The sequence below is a fragment of the Rhizobium sp. 10PS4 genome, from assembly GCF_032464805.1.
GTDB lineage: Bacteria > Pseudomonadota > Alphaproteobacteria > Rhizobiales > Rhizobiaceae > Rhizobium > Rhizobium laguerreae.
Genome location: NZ_JAWDIW010000004.1, coordinates 63,771 through 80,139 on the forward strand (window position 1 = coordinate 63,771; position 16,369 = coordinate 80,139).

A 16,369-nucleotide genomic window follows, 5' to 3' on the forward strand; every position below is an offset into this window, starting at 1 on the left:
TCCGCCGGGAAGATGCCACGCAAGGATCGCGACGACGATGGCCGTTATTCAGCCGGCATCGGGCTCAACCCGCCCTCGTCCAGCGGCGGACGCGCCTGTCGTTCCCGTTTCTGCGAAACCCGCGACAGAACGCTCTGCCGGTTCACGGATTTGCGCTCCTCGTCGATGCGGCGGATCAGGATCTCCGCGCGCTCGACCGAGCCGAGAAGCGCCAGGATCGTGCCGCGTTCGGCCGCGCCGGCATTCGGGCCAAGTGCCAGTGTCTGTTCCCGCAGTTCAGTGACATTGGGAAGGCTGACATGGCCGGCCGGCATGGAGGGACGAACCACGCCATAGTCGGGCATGATATCCTGCAACGAGGCATCGAGCTTGCTCAGTGCCAGATTGACGATCGCCAAAGCGGGCTCGCTGAACTTTTCACGCTTCACGCGCCGGGCGACCTGATGCATCGATTCCGTCAAGGCAGCGGTGAAGTCCGCCTCCTCGATAAGGCTGGCGACAAGATCGAGTTGCTCGTAAGGCAGATCCTCCTTCATCAGCGATGCGGTATAATCGCGAATGTCACGGCTGAGGATATCGGTGGCGAGATAGTGTTCGCCCGGATCGGATGGCGCCGACTTGGCGGACCGGGCAATATCCAGGAACATCGCTCCGGCCTGCAGATGACGCGCGGTCTCCTGCTGGACGGCCGGAACGGCTCGCGCGAAGTCGCTGGTGAGCCTGCGGTCGAGGAATTTCGGCGTCGAATAATCTTCAACATCCTCGGCGTCGATACGGCCGATGCGCGACAAGACACGTTCGAAGACGCTGACGAAGGGAAACAGCAGCGCCGTGTTGAAAACGTTGAAGAAGGTCGAATAGAGACCGACAGCGACCGGAACCAGCGGAAATGTCTCCTTGCCCTCGACCACGACCGGAACGCCGGGATCGCCGCCGAACCACTGCATCGCCCATGCCAGAACGTCGATCGAGACGAAGAACAAGGGCACCGTGATGCAGACGCCGATAATGTTGAAGGACATATGGGCGTAGGCAGCGCGTTTGGCGTTCTTCGACAGATTGAGCGAGGCAATCCAGGAGGTGATCGTGGTTCCGAGATCCGCACCCAGCGAAAAGGCAACCGCCGTCGTCCAGTCAAGGACACCGGCCGCGCCGAGCCCCATGACGATACCGATCGTCGCCGACGAGGAGTGGATCATCGCAGTGACGCCGGCGGCGATCAGCACGCACTTGATCAGGTTGTAATAGGAGTCGGCGGTCAGCGTCGACAGAATGTCCATGACCTCCGGTATGTTGCGCAGCGGCCGAAGGCCGCCGGTCATCAGATTGAGACCGTAGAAAATCAGCGCGAAGCCCATGCAGGCAAGCGCGACGTTGCGGATGCGCTCGCTCTTGGCAAAGCAGTAGACCAGTGAAAAAACACCCGCAAAGATCAGGCCAAGAGGACCGAGCGGCAAGGCGATCAGGCCGTTTCCGAGCGTCGTTCCGATGTTGGCGCCCATGATGACGCTGATCGCCGGACGCAAGCCGACAACGCCGGCATTGACGAGGCCGACGACCATGACCGTCATTGCCGTGGATGACTGGATGACACCGGTGATGAGCGTTCCCGCGATGACGCCCTTGATCGGCGTGCCTGCGGCTCTCGCGAGAAATGCGCGCATCTTGTTGACGGAGAGTGCCTGGATGCCGTTCGACATGAACTCCAGACCGAGCATGAATATCCCCAGCCCGCCAATAACAGGCACAAGAATATCCTTGAAAATGTCGATGTTCATTACGCCTTACCCCCTTGGCGCCAAAATGGCGCGCTTCAACGACGCCCCCGCGTGTCACATGCCCGATTTGATACGGTCGGGGATGCCCCGACCGCGTATCATGCGCGCCCGAACGATTTACTGGCTCGCGGATGCATCCTGCTTCAGCCAGTATTTGACGATCTGACTGACGAGCTGCGGCGGCAAAGGCACATAGCCCAGCGCCTCGGCGTCCTTACCGCCCGCCTCGAACGCCAGACGGAAAAAATCATGCACGCGGCGATAGCGATTGGGCGCCTGTCCCGTGATTGGAACGACAGCAAATGTTGCGCCGCTGATCGGATAGGCCGCCTCTCCCGGTTGATCCGCGAGCGATACCGAAAAATCCTTCGCTTCATCCCATGAGGCGGTGCTGGCGGCAGCCCGCACGCCATCCGGTCCCGGTTTTACGAACTGGCCGGATTTGTTCTGAACAGCGGCATAGGGCAGGTTTGCACGCTCGACCTGGCCAAAATCGGCATAGGCGATCGCCCCCTTGGTTGCCTGCACCGCGCGAATGAGATCCCCGGTTCCCTCGACACTCGTCCCCACAGGCCAGGCGATCAGCGTATCCGCTCCATGTGCCGCCTTCCATTCCGGGCTTGCCGAGGACAGGAATTCGGTGAACATGAAGGTGGTGCCTGATCCATCCTTGCGGCTAACCGGGCTGATTTTCTGATCGGGAAGGCTGATCTCCGGGTTGATCGCCTTGATGGCAGGGTCAGCCCACGACTGGATCTTGCCGAGATAGATATTCGCAAGCAGCGGGCCAGTCAGGTTGATACGGCCCTTGTCGATACCGTCAAGATTGACGGCAATCGCCACGCTGCCGAGCACGATCGGAAATTGCTGGCGGCCATGCTTTAAAAGCTCGTCGTGGGAGACAGGCACATCGGTCGCAGCGAAATCCAGCTCCGGCTGATCAAGGCGCATCAGGCCTGCCAGCGAACCGACGAGCTCGTAATCTACCGTCCAATCGGGTGAGCTGAAGTCGCCGTCATCCATCCGCGCCTTCTCGTAGATCTCTGCCCACTTCGCGATGATGGGTGCCGCGAATGTGGAGCCGGCGCCGCGAATGGGCTCGGCCATGGCTGCAGGAGCGATGAAGAGTGAACCGACAACTGCCGCAAGTCCGCTAAAGCCGGCGGCGGCGGTCGTCACTCTGTGGACTTGCCGAAAAAAACGTTCCATCGGCGCTTCCCCTCGCAACCGTTGACTGCGCACTTCGATCAGAATTCAAACCAGATCAGCTCAGGACCCACTGTCCGAACCCGTGTTCCAGCCGACAGGAATTCCTGACACGACTAAGTATTTCCATTAATTAACATTTTAATGACAGTTTAGTTTTGCGGGTTGCTGATTCTCCGCGCAGGACATTCTTGGACTGATCGATGTCGCTCTAAAAATTCGAAATAAAACCGTCACTCAACTGACACATCGGCCGCATTTATAATGGTAAAACAACGCAGCCCGCGCCACGGCCAGACCGACGGTGCGGATTGCTTCTGCGTTCGAGGTGCAAGAGGATGCGGCGGCGCTAAAGCGGCAATACCTCGGCTGCAAGCTCCTCCGCCGTCAGCCCCTTGCCGGCGCGTTGGCCAGCCTCGCCGTGCAGCCAGACGCCGGCAGCCGCGGCCTCGAAGGCCGGCAGGCCCTGGGCGAGCAAGCCGCCGATGATGCCGGCAAGCACGTCGCCGGAACCGGCGGTGGCAAGCCAGACGGGAGCGTTGGTATTGATGAGCGCACGTCCATCGGGTGCTGCGATAACGGTATCGGCGCCTTTGTAAATGATCGCGGCATTGGCGCGGCGGGCGGCGGCCACAGCCTTATCCACCTTTCCGAGCGCATCATCGCTGCCGATATCGGGAAAGAGCCGCGCGAATTCGCCCTCGTGCGGTGTCAGCACCAGACGCGGCTCACCCCGGAAAAGATCAAACAGCTGTTGCGGATCGTCTTTGAACGAGGAGATGCCGTCGGCATCGAGCACCAGATGACGATCGGCAAAGGCGGCGACGAAGCCGCGCGCCCTGGCGCCGATGCCGAAACCGGGGCCGAGGACGAAGGTCTGCAGCCGCTTGTCGGAGAGCCAGTTGCCGAGGTCGGCCTCGTCGTCGATGGCATGCAGCATGACGGCGGTCAGATGCGCGGCATTGGCGGCCATCGCCGCGCGGGGGGCGGCGATCGTCACCAAGCCGGCGCCGGCCTTCAGGCCCGAGATCGCCGACATGCGCGCCGCACCCGTCTTGTCGGCCACGCCTGAGAAGACGACCAGATGACCGCGCTTGTATTTGTGGGTTTCCAACTGCTCGGCCGGCAGCGCACTCTTCCAGGCATCCGGCCTGTTCTCGGCGATGATACCGCCTGCCTCGGCGCGGATGATGCGGGCGGGGATACCGATGTCGAAGACCTCCAATTCACCGCAAAGCTCCCTGCCCGGCATCAGCAGATGGCCGGGCTTGCGGGTCATGAAGGTGATGGTGTTGCAGGCCCGGAAGGCAGCCCCCAGCACTTTGCCGGTGCGGCCATCGAGGCCGGAGGGCAGATCGATGGCGAGCACGGGAATAGCGGCCTCGGTGACGCGCTCGATCAGCGCGCGCACATCGGCCGACACCGCGCGACCAAGCCCAGCCCCGAACAGGCCATCGATGACGACGTCGCCGGTTTCCGGCCGATAGAGGTCAAGTTCCTGTCCCTCCGACGCGCAGCCGATGCGGGCGCGGGCGACATCGCCCTTCAGCCTCAAGGGATCGCCGAGATAGTAGAGCGCCACGTTGGCCCCACTCTCCTGCAGATGGCGGGCTGCGACATAGGCGTCGCCGCCATTGTTGCCGGGCCCGCAGAGTATGACGAAACGCAAAGCTCCGGGATGAAGGCGCAGAGCAGCCGCCGCGACTGCCGCACCTGCCCTCTCCATCAGGTCGAAAGAGTCGATGCCGGACGCGGCAGCGGCCGCGTCGACGGCGGCCATTTCGGCAGGCGTGAGAAGAAGGTCGGACAGATGTTTGCTCATCATCCTATTCAATCAAAAAACGCCTAAAAAACAACCGCCTGAAATACCAAAGAGAAGGACCCTATTTAGGCATTTGCCTATATTTTAATCTCAGCGTGACGTGTATTCGCAGGTGCGAAAATACATGAGTTTTTCCGTTTCCGATGGGATTTTGATCGGGAGACAATGTTTTTCCATCTGACCGTCGCCAAAACCACACAGAATTCCCTACAAACTCGCCGGTTTTGGCAGAATCGACGTCTTTTTTCGACAGGATGGATTTCAAACTGGCACGATATCTGCATCATATCCCGCGAGCGGGAAAATTCCTGCCATAACAAGAGAAGCGGAGAGACATTTTCTCATGAAAAAGATCGAAGCGATCATTAAGCCTTTCAAGCTGGACGAAGTGAAGGAAGCCCTTCAGGAAGTTGGCCTGCAGGGTATCACGGTCACGGAAGCCAAGGGTTTCGGCCGTCAGAAAGGCCACACGGAACTCTACCGTGGAGCCGAATACGTCGTCGATTTCCTGCCGAAGGTCAAAGTCGAGGTCGTATTGGCCGACGAGAACGCGGAGGCCGTTATCGATGCGATCCGTAAGGCGGCGCAGACCGGCCGAATCGGCGACGGAAAGATCTTCGTCTCCAATGTCGAAGAGGTTATCCGCATCCGAACCGGCGAGACCGGTATCGATGCCATCTGACCACTTTGCCAATCGCGCAAAGTCCGTTACCGTCACCGCCGACCTACACCGTCATCGCAAATCGGAGGAAACTACTTAATGGCGACCGCAAGCGAAATTCTGAAGCAGATCAAGGAGAACGACGTAAAGTTCGTCGATCTGCGTTTCACCGACCCGAAGGGCAAGTTGCAGCATGTGACGATGGACGTTGTCTGCGTCGATGAAGACATGTTCGCTGATGGCGTGATGTTCGACGGCTCGTCGATCGGCGGCTGGAAGGCCATCAACGAGTCCGACATGGTGCTGATGCCCGATACCGAAACGGTGCATATGGACCCATTCTTCGCCCAGTCGACCATGGTTATCGTCTGCGACATCCTCGATCCGGTTTCCGGCGAGGCCTACAACCGCGATCCGCGCGGCACCGCCAAGAAGGCCGAAGCCTACCTCAAGGCATCCGGCATCGGCGATACGGTCTTCGTCGGCCCTGAAGCCGAATTCTTCGTCTTCGACGACGTCAAGTACAAGGCCGATCCCTACAATACCGGCTTCAAGCTCGATTCGACCGAACTGCCGTCGAACGACGATACCGATTACGAAACAGGCAACCTCGGCCATCGCCCGCGCGTCAAGGGCGGCTATTTCCCGGTTCCCCCCGTCGACAGCGCCCAGGACATGCGTTCGGAAATGCTGACGGTGCTCTCCGAAATGGGCGTCGTCGTCGAAAAGCATCACCATGAAGTCGCGGCCGCCCAGCACGAACTCGGCATCAAGTTCGATACGCTGGTGCGCAACGCCGACAAGATGCAGATCTACAAATACGTCGTGCACCAGGTGGCCAACGCCTACGGCAAGACGGCGACCTTCATGCCGAAGCCGATCTTCGGTGACAATGGCTCGGGCATGCATGTGCACCAATCGATCTGGAAGGGCGGCAAGCCGACCTTTGCCGGCGACGAATATGCCGGCCTTTCCGAGAGCTGCCTGTTCTACATCGGCGGCATCATCAAGCATGCCAAGGCGATCAACGCCTTCACCAATCCGTCGACGAACTCCTACAAGCGCCTCGTCCCGGGTTACGAAGCCCCTGTGCTGCTGGCCTATTCGGCCCGCAACCGCTCGGCTTCCTGCCGCATTCCGTTCGGCTCCAACCCGAAGGCTAAGCGCGTCGAAGTCCGTTTCCCGGATCCGACCGCCAACCCCTATCTCGCCTTTGCCGCCATGCTGATGGCCGGCCTCGACGGCATCAAGAACAAGATCCATCCCGGCAAGGCCATGGACAAGGATCTCTACGACCTGCCGCCGAAGGAATTGAAGAAGATCCCGACCGTCTGCGGCTCGTTGCGCGAAGCACTCGAAAGCCTCGACAAGGACCGCAAGTTCCTGACGGCCGGCGGCGTCTTCGACGACGATCAGATCGATGCCTTCATCGAGCTGAAGATGGCTGAGGTGATGCGTTTCGAAATGACGCCGCATCCGGTCGAATACGATATGTACTATTCGGCCTGATCGGCCGCGAACACAGAAAGTCCCGGCCCGCCGGGGCTTTCGCCTCCCAGGTCATGGACGCCACTACGGCGCCGCGCGTCTATCAGACGCGCAAAGGACGCTGTAGAACTTGGAGTGCTGCATAATTTTGTCCTTAAATCGGTTCCGATTTAAGGAGTTATGCAGAAGGAGGATATGACGTTCATGTGACGAACTCGCGCACAAATCTTGATTTGCGCGGCACCAATCACCAAATTTGGTGATGAAAGGAAGTCGTACCATGAAAGAAAGAGTAGCAAAGTTCAGTATCGGCGAAGTGGTTCGGCACAAGGTTTTTCCGTTTCGCGGCGTCATCTTCGACGTTGATCCGGAGTTCGCGAATACGGAGGAATGGTGGAATTCCATTCCCGCCGAGGTCCGTCCGAGCAGGGACCAGCCCTTCTATCACCTGCTCGCCGAGAATGACGAAAGCGAATATGTCGCTTACGTCTCCGAGCAAAACCTGACGAACGACGAAAGCGGTACGCCGCTTCGCAACCCGCAGATCTACCAGATTTTCGATCAGGCCCCGTCAGGGCAGTTCAAACCCAAGATGAGCTTCGCCCACTAACCCACTCGTGCCGATCGTTGAATCAAGGCCTCGCTTCTCCCGGCGAGGCCTTTTCTTTGCGAAACAAAAAACCCGGCGCGAAGCCGGGGTTTCTGTTTCAAAGAAAGTGGCAGGATTACTGCGCCTTGGCTGCCTTCTGGGCGTCTTCCAACTTCTTGCGGGCTTCTTCGGCCTTCTTCTGCATGCCTTCCTGGAGGCTGCGCTGGCTTTCGGCGAGCTTGGATTCGGAAACCGGTTCGCCGTCGTAAGCACCGGTGAAGCCTTCAAGCGAAATCTTGATCGGGTTCGGGGCGCGGCGGAAGTTGATCGAAGTGAAGATCACGTCGCTGCCCTTCTTGAGGCTGGCGATCATCGCGTCGGTCAGCGGAATTTCGGCGGTGCACTTGTCCGGCAGGCAGACGGCGTAATCGAGCTTCTGGCCCTTGCCGCCGTCGATCTGCATGATGACGCCGGGAGGAACGAGGCGTGCCGTGGGAACAGAGACCTGCAGGAGCTTGCGGTTGATCTTGCCGGAAACCGAGATCAGGCCGACGGCCGTGACGAGCTGGCCGCCATTGGCGAGGATCAGGTTCTGGACAACACAGATGTCGTTGTCTTCCTGCTTGCTGCAGGTCTTGTACCAGCCGAGCTTCGGCGCCCCTGCTGCCTGTGCCGGGGCATCGGCCGGAGCCTGTGCCGCCGCATCCTGTGCGAAGGAGGAGACCGGAGCCGAAGCGCCGAACACCACTGCCAGAACGGACAGTGCTGCCCGCATTTTCTTTTCAGTCTTGAACATCATAACGAATTCCGTCTCCTGATATCCGTTCGGGGCAGCGGTTTGCCGCCCCAACCATCGGGTCGTTCGGCACTCCACCTCTTAAAAAAATAAGGCAAATGCATGACCCCTAAACTTCGGGTTCACCTGTTACATCGCAGCGTTCAAGATATCCAGCATTTCTTTGGCAATTTGAGGTGCATTTCGTCGCGAGGCCAAAGAAATCGCCGATCCGTGTTGGAATCGGTCGACCCCATGATAATCTTGGCGTGAATCATGCCCCGTTTTTCACGGCTCAAGGATTGCCGAATGCTCCGGATCGTCGTCCCCCTCGTCCTCTCGCTGCTGCTGTGCGGCACTGTCGCTGCCGAGCCGCTGCACGGCATCGCGATGCACGGCGAGCCGGCCTTGCCGGCCGACTACAAACACTTCCCTTACGTCAATCCCGACGTGAAAAAGGGCGGCAAGATCACCTATGGCGTGGTAGGCACCTTCGACAACCTCAACCCGTTCATCCTCAAGAGCATGCGCACGACGGCGCGCGGCATGTGGGATCCTGATTATGGCAATCTCGTCTACGAATCGCTGATGCAGCGCTCCAGGGACGAGCCCTTCACGCTCTACGGCCTGCTGGCCGAGACGGTGGAATGGGACGACGACCGGAGCTTCATCCAGTTCAACCTCAATCCGAAGGCGAAATGGGCCGATGGCCAGCCGGTGACGCCCGAGGATGTGATGTTCACATTCGAGCTGATGCGCGACAAGGGCCGCGTGCCCTTTGCCAACCGCCTCAACGTCGTCGCCAAGATGGAGAAGGTCGGCGAGCACAGCGTGCGCTTCACCTTCAACGACAAGGCCGACCGCGAGACGCCGCTGATCTTCGGCCTGTTCCCGGTGCTGCCGAGACATGCGATCGATCCGGCAACCTTCGACCGTTCTTCGCTGACGGCGCCGGTCGGCTCCGGTCCCTACAAGGTGAAGACGGTGAAGCCCGGCGAGAGCATCACCTATGAGCGCGATCCGAATCACTGGGGCAAGGACATTCCCGCCAAGGTCGGCACCGACAATTACGACCAGATCACCGTCCAGTATTTCCTGCAGGACACAACGCTGTTCGAGGCCTTCAAGAAGGGCGATGTCGACATCTATCCCGACGGCAATCCCGGTCATTGGGCCAATGCCTATAATTTCCCCGCCGTCACCTCGGGGGTTGTGGTCAAGGACGTGTTCACACCGAAACTGCCGAGCGGCATGCTCGGATTCGTGTTCAACACGCGCCGGCCGATCTTCGCCGATCCCAAGGTGCGCGAAGGTCTGTCGCTGGTGTTCGACTTCGAATGGGCGAACAAGAACCTTTATTCCGGCGCCTATAAACGCACGCAGAGCTTCTGGCAGAATTCCGAGCTGTCGAGTTTCGGCGTTCCCGCCAACGCGGCCGAGCTTGCCCTGCTCGGGCCGATCAAGGACAAGATCGCGCCGGAGATTCTCGACGGCACCTACAAGCTGCCGGTCACCGACGGTTCCGGCCGCGACCGCAATGTGCTGAAACAGGCCGTCGAGCAGTTGAAACAGGGCGGCTATACGATCCAGGGCGGGAAGATGAACGACGCCTCCGGCCGCCAGCTCGCCTTCGAGATCATGACGCAGAATGCCGACCAGGAGAAGCTCGCCCTCGCCTATCAGCGTTCGCTGCAGACGATCGGCATCGCCGCTTCGATCCGCACCGTCGACGATTCGCAGTATCAGAGCCGGACGAACAGCTTCGACTACGACATGATCATGAAGTCCTACACGTCCTCGCTGTCGCCCGGAAACGAACAGCTCGGCCGCTGGTCTTCGGCCGCGAAGACCCGCGAGGGCAGCGACAGCTTCGCGGGCGCTGCCGACCCCGATCTAGATGCGTTGATCGATCACCTGCTCCGGGCGCGCACGGCCGAGGATTTCACCGCGGCGGTGCGCTCCTACGACCGGCTGCTGCTGTCCAGCCATTACGTGCTGCCGCTCTATCATATGGGTCAGCAATGGGTGGCGCGCAGCAAACGCATCGGCCATCCCGACACGGTGCCGCTCTATGGCTATCAGCTGCCGCTATGGTGGGATACGAGCGCCCAATAAGAAGCAGCCGAACCGCCCCGGCTTAAATGTCTCCCTGGAGACGCACAGAATAAGGAAAATCATGATGGAGCGCATCACCATCGACGTCGTCTCGGATGTCGTCTGCCCCTGGTGCTATCTCGGCAAGGCGCGGCTGGAACTCGCCATCGCCGAGGTGCAGGACCAAATCGGCGTCGACATCAACTGGCGGCCGTACCGGCTCAATCCCGACTACCCCAAGGAAGGCGTCGACCAGAAGAAGGCGCTGGCGGAGAAGCTCGGCGGCGAGGAGCGCGTGGCGCAGGCGCACAAGATGCTCACCGATTATGGCCGCGAGGTCGGCATCGCCTTTAATTTCGAGGCGATCAAGATCGGCCCGAACACGCTCGATGCGCATCGGCTGATCCACTGGGCGATGATCGAAGGACGCGAGAAGCAGGACAAGGTCGTTGCCGCGCTGTTCAGGGCGAATTTCGAGGATGGCCGCAATGTCGGCGACCATGCTGTGCTGCTCGATATCGCCGAAAAATCAGGCCTCGACCGCTCGGTCATCGCCTCGCTACTCGCCTCCGATGCCGATCGCGATCTGATCGTCGCCGAGATCAAGGCGGCCCAGGAGATGGGCGTCAACGGCGTGCCGTTCTTCATCTTCGACCAGCAATATGCCGTCAGCGGTGCACAGACACCCGATGTGCTAGCGAACGCGTTGCGCGATATCGCCAAGGCGAAGGCCGAGGCGCGGTCGGGGCTCAACTGAGGCTACTATGCGAATCGAGATCGAACAGCAGCGGCAAAGCCGTCCGCGTGAGCCAACTATACCGTTTATATTTTCAAGCATGACTTGGAACGAAGCATGAGTGGCGCCAGAGCGAAACCTAAAGGAATTTATATGCTTCATTCACAAGGGACTCACGGCTGGGAGTTCGCAAACTGGGATAGGCTACAGCCCGATGGTGAAGGCATCGGCCTCCATTTTCGTGAGAGCCCGTGGCCGGATAGCATGCTCGATTTGCCTCGCGGCCCGTGGCGAATACCGGACTATGCCGAAACGCCAAAGCTGATCTTTGATTCAAAGCGGAAAGTGCAAGACATTTATGCGGTAGAGTATTTCCTTTTCATTTCCGACAAAATGAAGAGCTTGCTTGAGGAGTTCGCTCCAAAGTCATGTGAATACTTGATTTGCGAGACCGAGTTTTCGAACGGAAAACCCGGACCGAAAATCTGGCTGTGCAGCGTTGTCGATTCATACCGCAAGGCAGTGGATGTCGAGAATTCCCCCTTAATTCGCGTCACTCAATGGGGCGGCTATATGATATCGGGCGGAGCTGACTGGTGTTTTCTGCCTGCTGTCCTCAAGGGCGCGCAGCTCTTCCGCTTGGTTGAGTATGCGGTGGCAATTTTTTGCGATCAATCGTTCAAGGACATATGCAAAGACAGGGGTATTAAAGGTACTTCTTTCCAACAAGTTGGCTTTTTACCGAAATAGTAAGATACGTTTCGATGAGCAGCGCATTCCAACTTCGTTGTAGAGCGAAGCTGCAGGAATCTAGCCCGGAACCGGAACGCAGCGCACCTCGGTCTTCACCGAATTGGCGATGAAGCATTCGTCGTGGGCGCGATGATGCAGGGCTTCGAGTTCGCTTGACGAGGGCTGCTTTTCGCCGCTGAAGACGACATGCGGACGGAGCGTTACGACGGTCATGGCAAGGCGGCCTTCGGCATTCTTTTCCATGATGCCCTCGGCGGCATCGGTGTAGCTGTCGACGCAAAAGCGCTGTTTGGCGGCGATCGACAGGAACCAGAGCATGTGGCAGCTGGAGAGCGAGGCGACGAAAGCCTCTTCCGGATCAACGGCATCCTCGGCTGAGTAGGGCAGCGGAACGACATGCGCGGAAGAGGACGCCCTCACCTCGATGCCGCCGTCGAAGGTCCAGCGGTGGGCGCGGCTGTAGCGGTTGTCGGTGAAGGTCTCGCCGTTGCGCTGCCAGGCGATTGTTGCGCCGTATGTTCCCATCTCCATCTCCTTTTTCCACGCAATTCCGGACGCAAAACCGCGGCACACTTTTGCTGGAATTGCTCTATTTCGCGAATTCGGCCAGCTGCGTCATGATGACGGCGGCGCCCTGCAGGCGTTTTTCCGGCGTCGGCAGGTCTCGGGTCAGGAACAGGCTGTGATCGGGGCGGATCTTCGCCATCGTGCCCTGCTTGCCGATATAACCGACGAGGTTGGCCGGATTGGGGAATTCCTTGTTGCGGAACTGCACGACGACGCCCTTCGGGCCGGCATCGAGCTTTTCGACATTGGCGGTGCGGCAGAGCGACTTGATGTAGACGATCTTCAGCAGGTGCTGGACTTCGATCGGCATCGGGCCGAAGCGGTCGATCATCTCGGCGCCGAAGCCATCGATCTCCTTGAGCTCGGTGATTTCGCCGAGACGGCGGTAGAGCGCCATGCGCAGGTGCAAATCGGGCACGTAGCCTTCCGGGATCATCACCGTCGTGCCGACCGAGATCTGCGGCGACCAGCCGGTGTCGTGGACCTCGTCGAGACCCTTGACCTCGGCGACCGCCTCTTCCAGCATCTGCTGGTAAAGCTCGAAGCCGACCTCCTTGATATGGCCGGACTGCTCCTCGCCGAGCAGGTTGCCGGCGCCGCGGATATCGAGGTCGTGGCTTGCCAGCTGGAAACCGGCGCCAAGCGTATCCAGCGACTGTAGCACCTTGAGGCGACGTTCGGCGGTGGCCGTCAGCACCTTGTTGACCGGCAGGGTGAAGAGCGCGAAAGCACGCACCTTCGAGCGGCCGACGCGACCACGCAGCTGATAGAGCTGGGCGAGACCGAACATATCGGCACGGTGGACGATCAGCGTATTGGCGGTGGGCACGTCGAGGCCGGATTCGACGATGGTGGTCGAGAGAAGCACGTCGTAGCGGCCTTCATAGAAGGCGTTCATGATGTCTTCGAGTTCGCCGGCCGGCATCTGGCCATGGGCGACCGCGACCTTCAGCTCCGGCACATCCGACTGCAAGAAGGCATGCACGTCCTCGAGATCGGCAAGCCGCGGGCAGACATAGAAGCTCTGGCCGCCGCGATAGTGCTCGCGCATCAGCGTCTCGCGGATGACCAGGCTATCGAAGGGCGAGATGAAGGTGCGTACCGCCATGCGGTCGACCGGCGGCGTGGTGATCAGCGACAGTTCGCGCACGCCGGTCATGGCAAGCTGCAGCGTGCGCGGGATCGGCGTTGCCGACAGCGTCAGCACGTGCACGTCGCTCTTCAGCTCCTTCAGCCGCTCCTTGTGCTTGACGCCGAAATGCTGTTCCTCGTCGATGACGAGCAGGCCGAGATTGGCGAATTTGATACCGGCGCCGAGCAGCGCATGGGTGCCGACGACGATATCGGTCTTGCCTTCCGCCACTTCCTTCTTGGTCAGCGCCAGCTCCTTGGCGCCGACGAGGCGCGAGGCCTGCTGGATGCGCACCGGCAGACCGCGGAAACGGTCGGAGAAGGTCTTGAAATGCTGGCGGGAAAGCAGTGTCGTCGGCACGACGATGGCGACCTGGGCACCGTTCATCGCGGCGACGAAGGCGGCGCGCAGCGCCACTTCGGTCTTGCCGAAGCCGACGTCGCCGCAGACCAGACGGTCCATCGGCCGGCCGGCGGCGAGATCCGAGCGCACCGCCTCGATGGCGTTATCCTGATCTTCGGTCTCGTCATAGGGGAAGCGAGCTGCGAATTCGTCGTAAAGGCCTTCCGGCGTCGTCAGCATCGGCGCATGGCGCGTCAGGCGCTCGGCAGCGATGCGGATCAGCGCATCGGCCATATCGAGCAGGCGCTTCTTGAGCTTGGCCTTGCGCATCTGCCAGGCGCCGCCGCCGAGCTTGTCGAGCTGCGCCTCGGTGCCCTCGCCGCCGTAACGCGAGAGAAGATCGATGTTTTCGACCGGCAGGAAGAGCTTGGCCTCGTCGGCATATTGCAGTTCGAGGCAGGCATGCGGCGCGCCTGCCGCCTCAATGGTCCTCAGCCCTATAAAGCGCCCGATACCATGTTCGGCGTGGACGACGATCGAGCCCTCATCGAGGCCCGCGACTTCCGAGATGAAATCGGCGGCGCGCTTGCGGCGCTTGGAGCGGCGCACCATGCGGTCGCCGAGGATGTCCTGCTCGCCGATGACGACGAGGTCGCCGGCCTCGAAGCCGGCTTCGAGACTGAGTACGGCAGCAGCAGCCTCACCTCTCGCCAGCGAGCCGACATCCTTCAGCGCCTCGATCGGCTTGACCTTTTCCAGGCCATGTTCGTTCAACACCTGCAGCAGGCGCTCCAGCGAGCCTTCGGTCCAGGCGGTGACGAGCACTTTCGCGCCGGCAGCGCGCCGGTCGGCAATATGCTTGACGACGACGTCGAAGATGTTAATGCGTTCGGCATCGCCGCCGCCTTCGGCGTTCGAGCGAGCCCAGCGCTGGCCCTGGCGAGCGTCGACATTGACGACCCGCCTTGCCTCGCCCTCATGCTCGTTGAAGGGGCTGATGCGGATCGCGCCGAGAGCGTCGAGGGTTTTGACGAAAAGCTTGCTGTCGAGATAGAGCTGGCCCGGCGTCACCGGCTTGTAGGGCGTGCCCTGCGTCATCCCCTTGGCCGGCTGGCCGGAGTTCAGGCGGGCGTCGTAATAGTCGAAAACGAGCTTGGAGCGCTCTTCGGCTGCTTCACGTACCGTATGGTCGATGACGATACGGAAGCCGCTGAGATAATCGAAGACGGTATCGAGCTTCTCGTAGAAAAGCGGCAGCCAGTGCTCCATGCCGGGGTAACGGCGGCCTTCGGAGACGGCGAGATAGAGCGCGTCGTCGCGTGTGGTCGCGCCGAAAGCGGAGAGGTAATTCTTGCGGAAACGGCTGATCGTATCGGGCGTCAGCGTCACCTCGCTCATCGGATTGAGATCGAGGGAACGCACCTGCCCGATCGTGCGCTGGCTGGCCGGATCGAAGGAGCGGATGCTCTCCAGCGTGTCGCCGAAGAAATCGAGGCGGACCGGCTCTTCGGAACCCGGCACGAAGACGTCGAGAATGCCGCCGCGCACGGCATATTCGCCGACCTCGCGAACGGTCGCGACCCGCTCGAAGCCGTTGCGCTCCAGGCGTCCGGCGAGATCGTCCATGCGCAGCTGATTGCCGGGGCGGGCCGAAAAGCTCAGGCTTTCTATGACATCCTGCGGCGCCACCTTCTGCAGCATGGCATTGGCGGTGACGAGCACGATTGCCGCATGCGGCTTCTTGCGATGGGCGATGAGGCCGCCGAGTGCGGCAAGCCGGCGAGCCGAAGTGTCGGCACTCGGCGAGACACGGTCATAGGGCAGACAGTCCCAGGCCGGCAGGGTGAGAACCGGAATGTCGGGGGCGACAAAGCTCAGCATCTGTTCGAGATCGGCCATTCGGTGGCCGTCGGACATGACATAGGCGACCGGCTCTCCCGTTCGGGCGAGCTCGGCGAGCAGCACCGTTTCAAGACCTGCCGGCACATTGCCGATCGTCAGCGGCTCGGCAATGGCCGCAAGCTTCTTCGCATCGAAACCAGGGATCATTCCGGCGTCCTGAGGGGCTTGTCAAAATCGGGCTTGTAGGCGGCGATGCGGGCAAACATCGGTGTCTGGAAACGCTCAGGCACCGGCCATGTTCCCATGATCCAGCGGACGAGATCATTGTCCTCTTCCGCCATGATCGTCTCGAACTCATCGAGTTCGGCTTCCGACAGAGTCGCGACCTCGGCTTCGGCGAACTGGCCGAAGACCAGATCCATCTCGCGGATGCCGCGATGCCAGCAGCGGAAAAGGATTCTGCGGCGGCGCGGGTCGAGACCGGCACTCGTGAGCGTGACACCTGTCATGGCATTACCTTCCTGTTGATGCGCCTCTATAGACCCTGGAAAGCGGCTTGTCAGCCTTGCCAAGGCCGCATTGTT

13 protein-coding genes are annotated in these 16,369 nt (G+C 60.5%); 6 read left to right on the forward strand and 7 right to left on the reverse strand.

Going from position 1 to position 16,369, the window contains the following annotated elements; all coding sequences use genetic code 11:
- Positions 1 to 44: 44 nt before the first annotated feature.
- From RWJ89_RS08385 to RWJ89_RS08395, 3 genes are all read right to left on the reverse strand, one after another.
- The gene (locus tag RWJ89_RS08385; RefSeq protein ID WP_316030838.1) at positions 45 to 1,778 is read right to left on the reverse strand and encodes a Na/Pi cotransporter family protein; all 1,734 of its coding nucleotides are present in this window, start codon (positions 1,776 to 1,778) and stop codon (positions 45 to 47) included.
- A 117-nt stretch (positions 1,779 to 1,895) separates the two neighbouring features.
- Positions 1,896 to 2,987, reverse strand: a complete 1,092-nt coding sequence (gene pstS / locus RWJ89_RS08390) for a phosphate ABC transporter substrate-binding protein PstS (protein WP_316030839.1) — start codon at positions 2,985 to 2,987, stop codon at positions 1,896 to 1,898.
- Positions 2,988 to 3,333: 346 nt separating this feature from the next.
- On the reverse strand, positions 3,334 to 4,806 hold the full coding sequence (locus RWJ89_RS08395) for an NAD(P)H-hydrate dehydratase (RefSeq protein WP_316030840.1): 1,473 nt from the start codon (positions 4,804 to 4,806) through the stop codon (positions 3,334 to 3,336).
- A gap of 343 nt (positions 4,807 to 5,149) precedes the next feature.
- Here RWJ89_RS08395 and RWJ89_RS08400 point away from each other — a divergent pair, with 343 nt between their 5' ends.
- The 3 genes from RWJ89_RS08400 to hspQ all read left to right on the forward strand — a co-directional run bounded on the left by RWJ89_RS08400 (position 5,150) and on the right by hspQ (position 7,565).
- Positions 5,150 to 5,488 (forward strand): P-II family nitrogen regulator, encoded by a 339-nt coding sequence (locus RWJ89_RS08400; protein WP_003539626.1) that lies wholly within the window; start codon positions 5,150 to 5,152, stop codon positions 5,486 to 5,488.
- Positions 5,489 to 5,566: 78 nt separating this feature from the next.
- A complete protein-coding gene (glnA, locus tag RWJ89_RS08405) occupies positions 5,567 to 6,976 on the forward strand; it encodes a type I glutamate--ammonia ligase (RefSeq protein ID WP_011651961.1) in 1,410 nt (469 codons plus the stop codon).
- 259 nt (positions 6,977 to 7,235) lie between these two features.
- Entirely contained in the window at positions 7,236 to 7,565 is a 330-nt protein-coding gene (gene hspQ / locus RWJ89_RS08410; RefSeq protein WP_020049907.1) for a heat shock protein HspQ, read from the forward strand.
- Between the two features lie 115 nt (positions 7,566 to 7,680).
- Here the strand turns inward: hspQ and RWJ89_RS08415 are convergent, their stop codons facing one another.
- Positions 7,681 to 8,343 (reverse strand): invasion associated locus B family protein, encoded by a 663-nt coding sequence (locus RWJ89_RS08415; protein ID WP_168281912.1) that lies wholly within the window; start codon positions 8,341 to 8,343, stop codon positions 7,681 to 7,683.
- Between the two features lie 285 nt (positions 8,344 to 8,628).
- Between RWJ89_RS08415 and RWJ89_RS08420 the strand changes: the two genes are divergently transcribed.
- From RWJ89_RS08420 to RWJ89_RS08430, 3 genes are all read left to right on the forward strand, one after another.
- Entirely contained in the window at positions 8,629 to 10,434 is a 1,806-nt protein-coding gene (locus RWJ89_RS08420) for an extracellular solute-binding protein (protein WP_316030841.1), read from the forward strand.
- 64 nt (positions 10,435 to 10,498) lie between these two features.
- Positions 10,499 to 11,170 carry a DsbA family oxidoreductase gene (locus RWJ89_RS08425; RefSeq protein WP_221945984.1) on the forward strand — a complete coding sequence of 224 codons (672 nt, stop codon included), beginning with the start codon at positions 10,499 to 10,501 and terminating at the stop codon, positions 11,168 to 11,170.
- Positions 11,171 to 11,266: 96 nt separating this feature from the next.
- Positions 11,267 to 11,899 (forward strand): imm11 family protein, encoded by a 633-nt coding sequence (locus RWJ89_RS08430; RefSeq protein ID WP_316030842.1) that lies wholly within the window; start codon positions 11,267 to 11,269, stop codon positions 11,897 to 11,899.
- A 60-nt stretch (positions 11,900 to 11,959) separates the two neighbouring features.
- On the opposite strand, the gene RWJ89_RS08435 is transcribed toward RWJ89_RS08430, so the two are convergent.
- From RWJ89_RS08435 to RWJ89_RS08445, 3 genes are all read right to left on the reverse strand, one after another.
- Positions 11,960 to 12,427: an OsmC family protein gene (locus RWJ89_RS08435; RefSeq protein ID WP_168281906.1), complete on the reverse strand. Its 468-nt coding sequence runs from the start codon at positions 12,425 to 12,427 to the stop codon at positions 11,960 to 11,962.
- Positions 12,428 to 12,491: 64 nt separating this feature from the next.
- Positions 12,492 to 15,992 (reverse strand): transcription-repair coupling factor, encoded by a 3,501-nt coding sequence (gene mfd, locus RWJ89_RS08440; RefSeq protein WP_168281904.1) that lies wholly within the window; start codon positions 15,990 to 15,992, stop codon positions 12,492 to 12,494.
- Positions 15,989 to 16,294: an FAD assembly factor SdhE gene (locus RWJ89_RS08445; protein WP_017960426.1), complete on the reverse strand. Its 306-nt coding sequence runs from the start codon at positions 16,292 to 16,294 to the stop codon at positions 15,989 to 15,991. Before RWJ89_RS08445 ends, mfd begins: the two co-directional genes overlap by 4 nt.
- Between the last annotated feature and the right edge of the window lie 75 nt (positions 16,295 to 16,369).

What these genes read in the sequence shown, in the direction of transcription:
- RWJ89_RS08415 (WP_168281912.1), bottom strand. Translation starts at nt 8,343, where the DNA reads ATGATGTTCAAGACTGAAAAGAAAATGCGGGCAGCACTGTCCGTTCTG.
- RWJ89_RS08435 (WP_168281906.1), bottom strand. Translation starts at nt 12,427, where the DNA reads ATGGGAACATACGGCGCAACAATCGCCTGGCAGCGCAACGGCGAGACC.
- RWJ89_RS08395 (WP_316030840.1), bottom strand. Translation starts at nt 4,806, where the DNA reads ATGAGCAAACATCTGTCCGACCTTCTTCTCACGCCTGCCGAAATGGCC.
- RWJ89_RS08420 (WP_316030841.1), top strand. Translation starts at nt 8,629, where the DNA reads ATGCTCCGGATCGTCGTCCCCCTCGTCCTCTCGCTGCTGCTGTGCGGC.
- RWJ89_RS08430 (WP_316030842.1), top strand. Translation starts at nt 11,267, where the DNA reads ATGAGTGGCGCCAGAGCGAAACCTAAAGGAATTTATATGCTTCATTCA.
- pstS (WP_316030839.1), bottom strand. Translation starts at nt 2,987, where the DNA reads ATGGAACGTTTTTTTCGGCAAGTCCACAGAGTGACGACCGCCGCCGCC.
- RWJ89_RS08385 (WP_316030838.1), bottom strand. Translation starts at nt 1,778, where the DNA reads ATGAACATCGACATTTTCAAGGATATTCTTGTGCCTGTTATTGGCGGG.
- hspQ (WP_020049907.1), top strand. Translation starts at nt 7,236, where the DNA reads ATGAAAGAAAGAGTAGCAAAGTTCAGTATCGGCGAAGTGGTTCGGCAC.
- RWJ89_RS08425 (WP_221945984.1), top strand. Translation starts at nt 10,499, where the DNA reads ATGGAGCGCATCACCATCGACGTCGTCTCGGATGTCGTCTGCCCCTGG.
- RWJ89_RS08445 (WP_017960426.1), bottom strand. Translation starts at nt 16,294, where the DNA reads ATGACAGGTGTCACGCTCACGAGTGCCGGTCTCGACCCGCGCCGCCGC.
- RWJ89_RS08400 (WP_003539626.1), top strand. Translation starts at nt 5,150, where the DNA reads ATGAAAAAGATCGAAGCGATCATTAAGCCTTTCAAGCTGGACGAAGTG.
- mfd (WP_168281904.1), bottom strand. Translation starts at nt 15,992, where the DNA reads ATGATCCCTGGTTTCGATGCGAAGAAGCTTGCGGCCATTGCCGAGCCG.
- glnA (WP_011651961.1), top strand. Translation starts at nt 5,567, where the DNA reads ATGGCGACCGCAAGCGAAATTCTGAAGCAGATCAAGGAGAACGACGTA.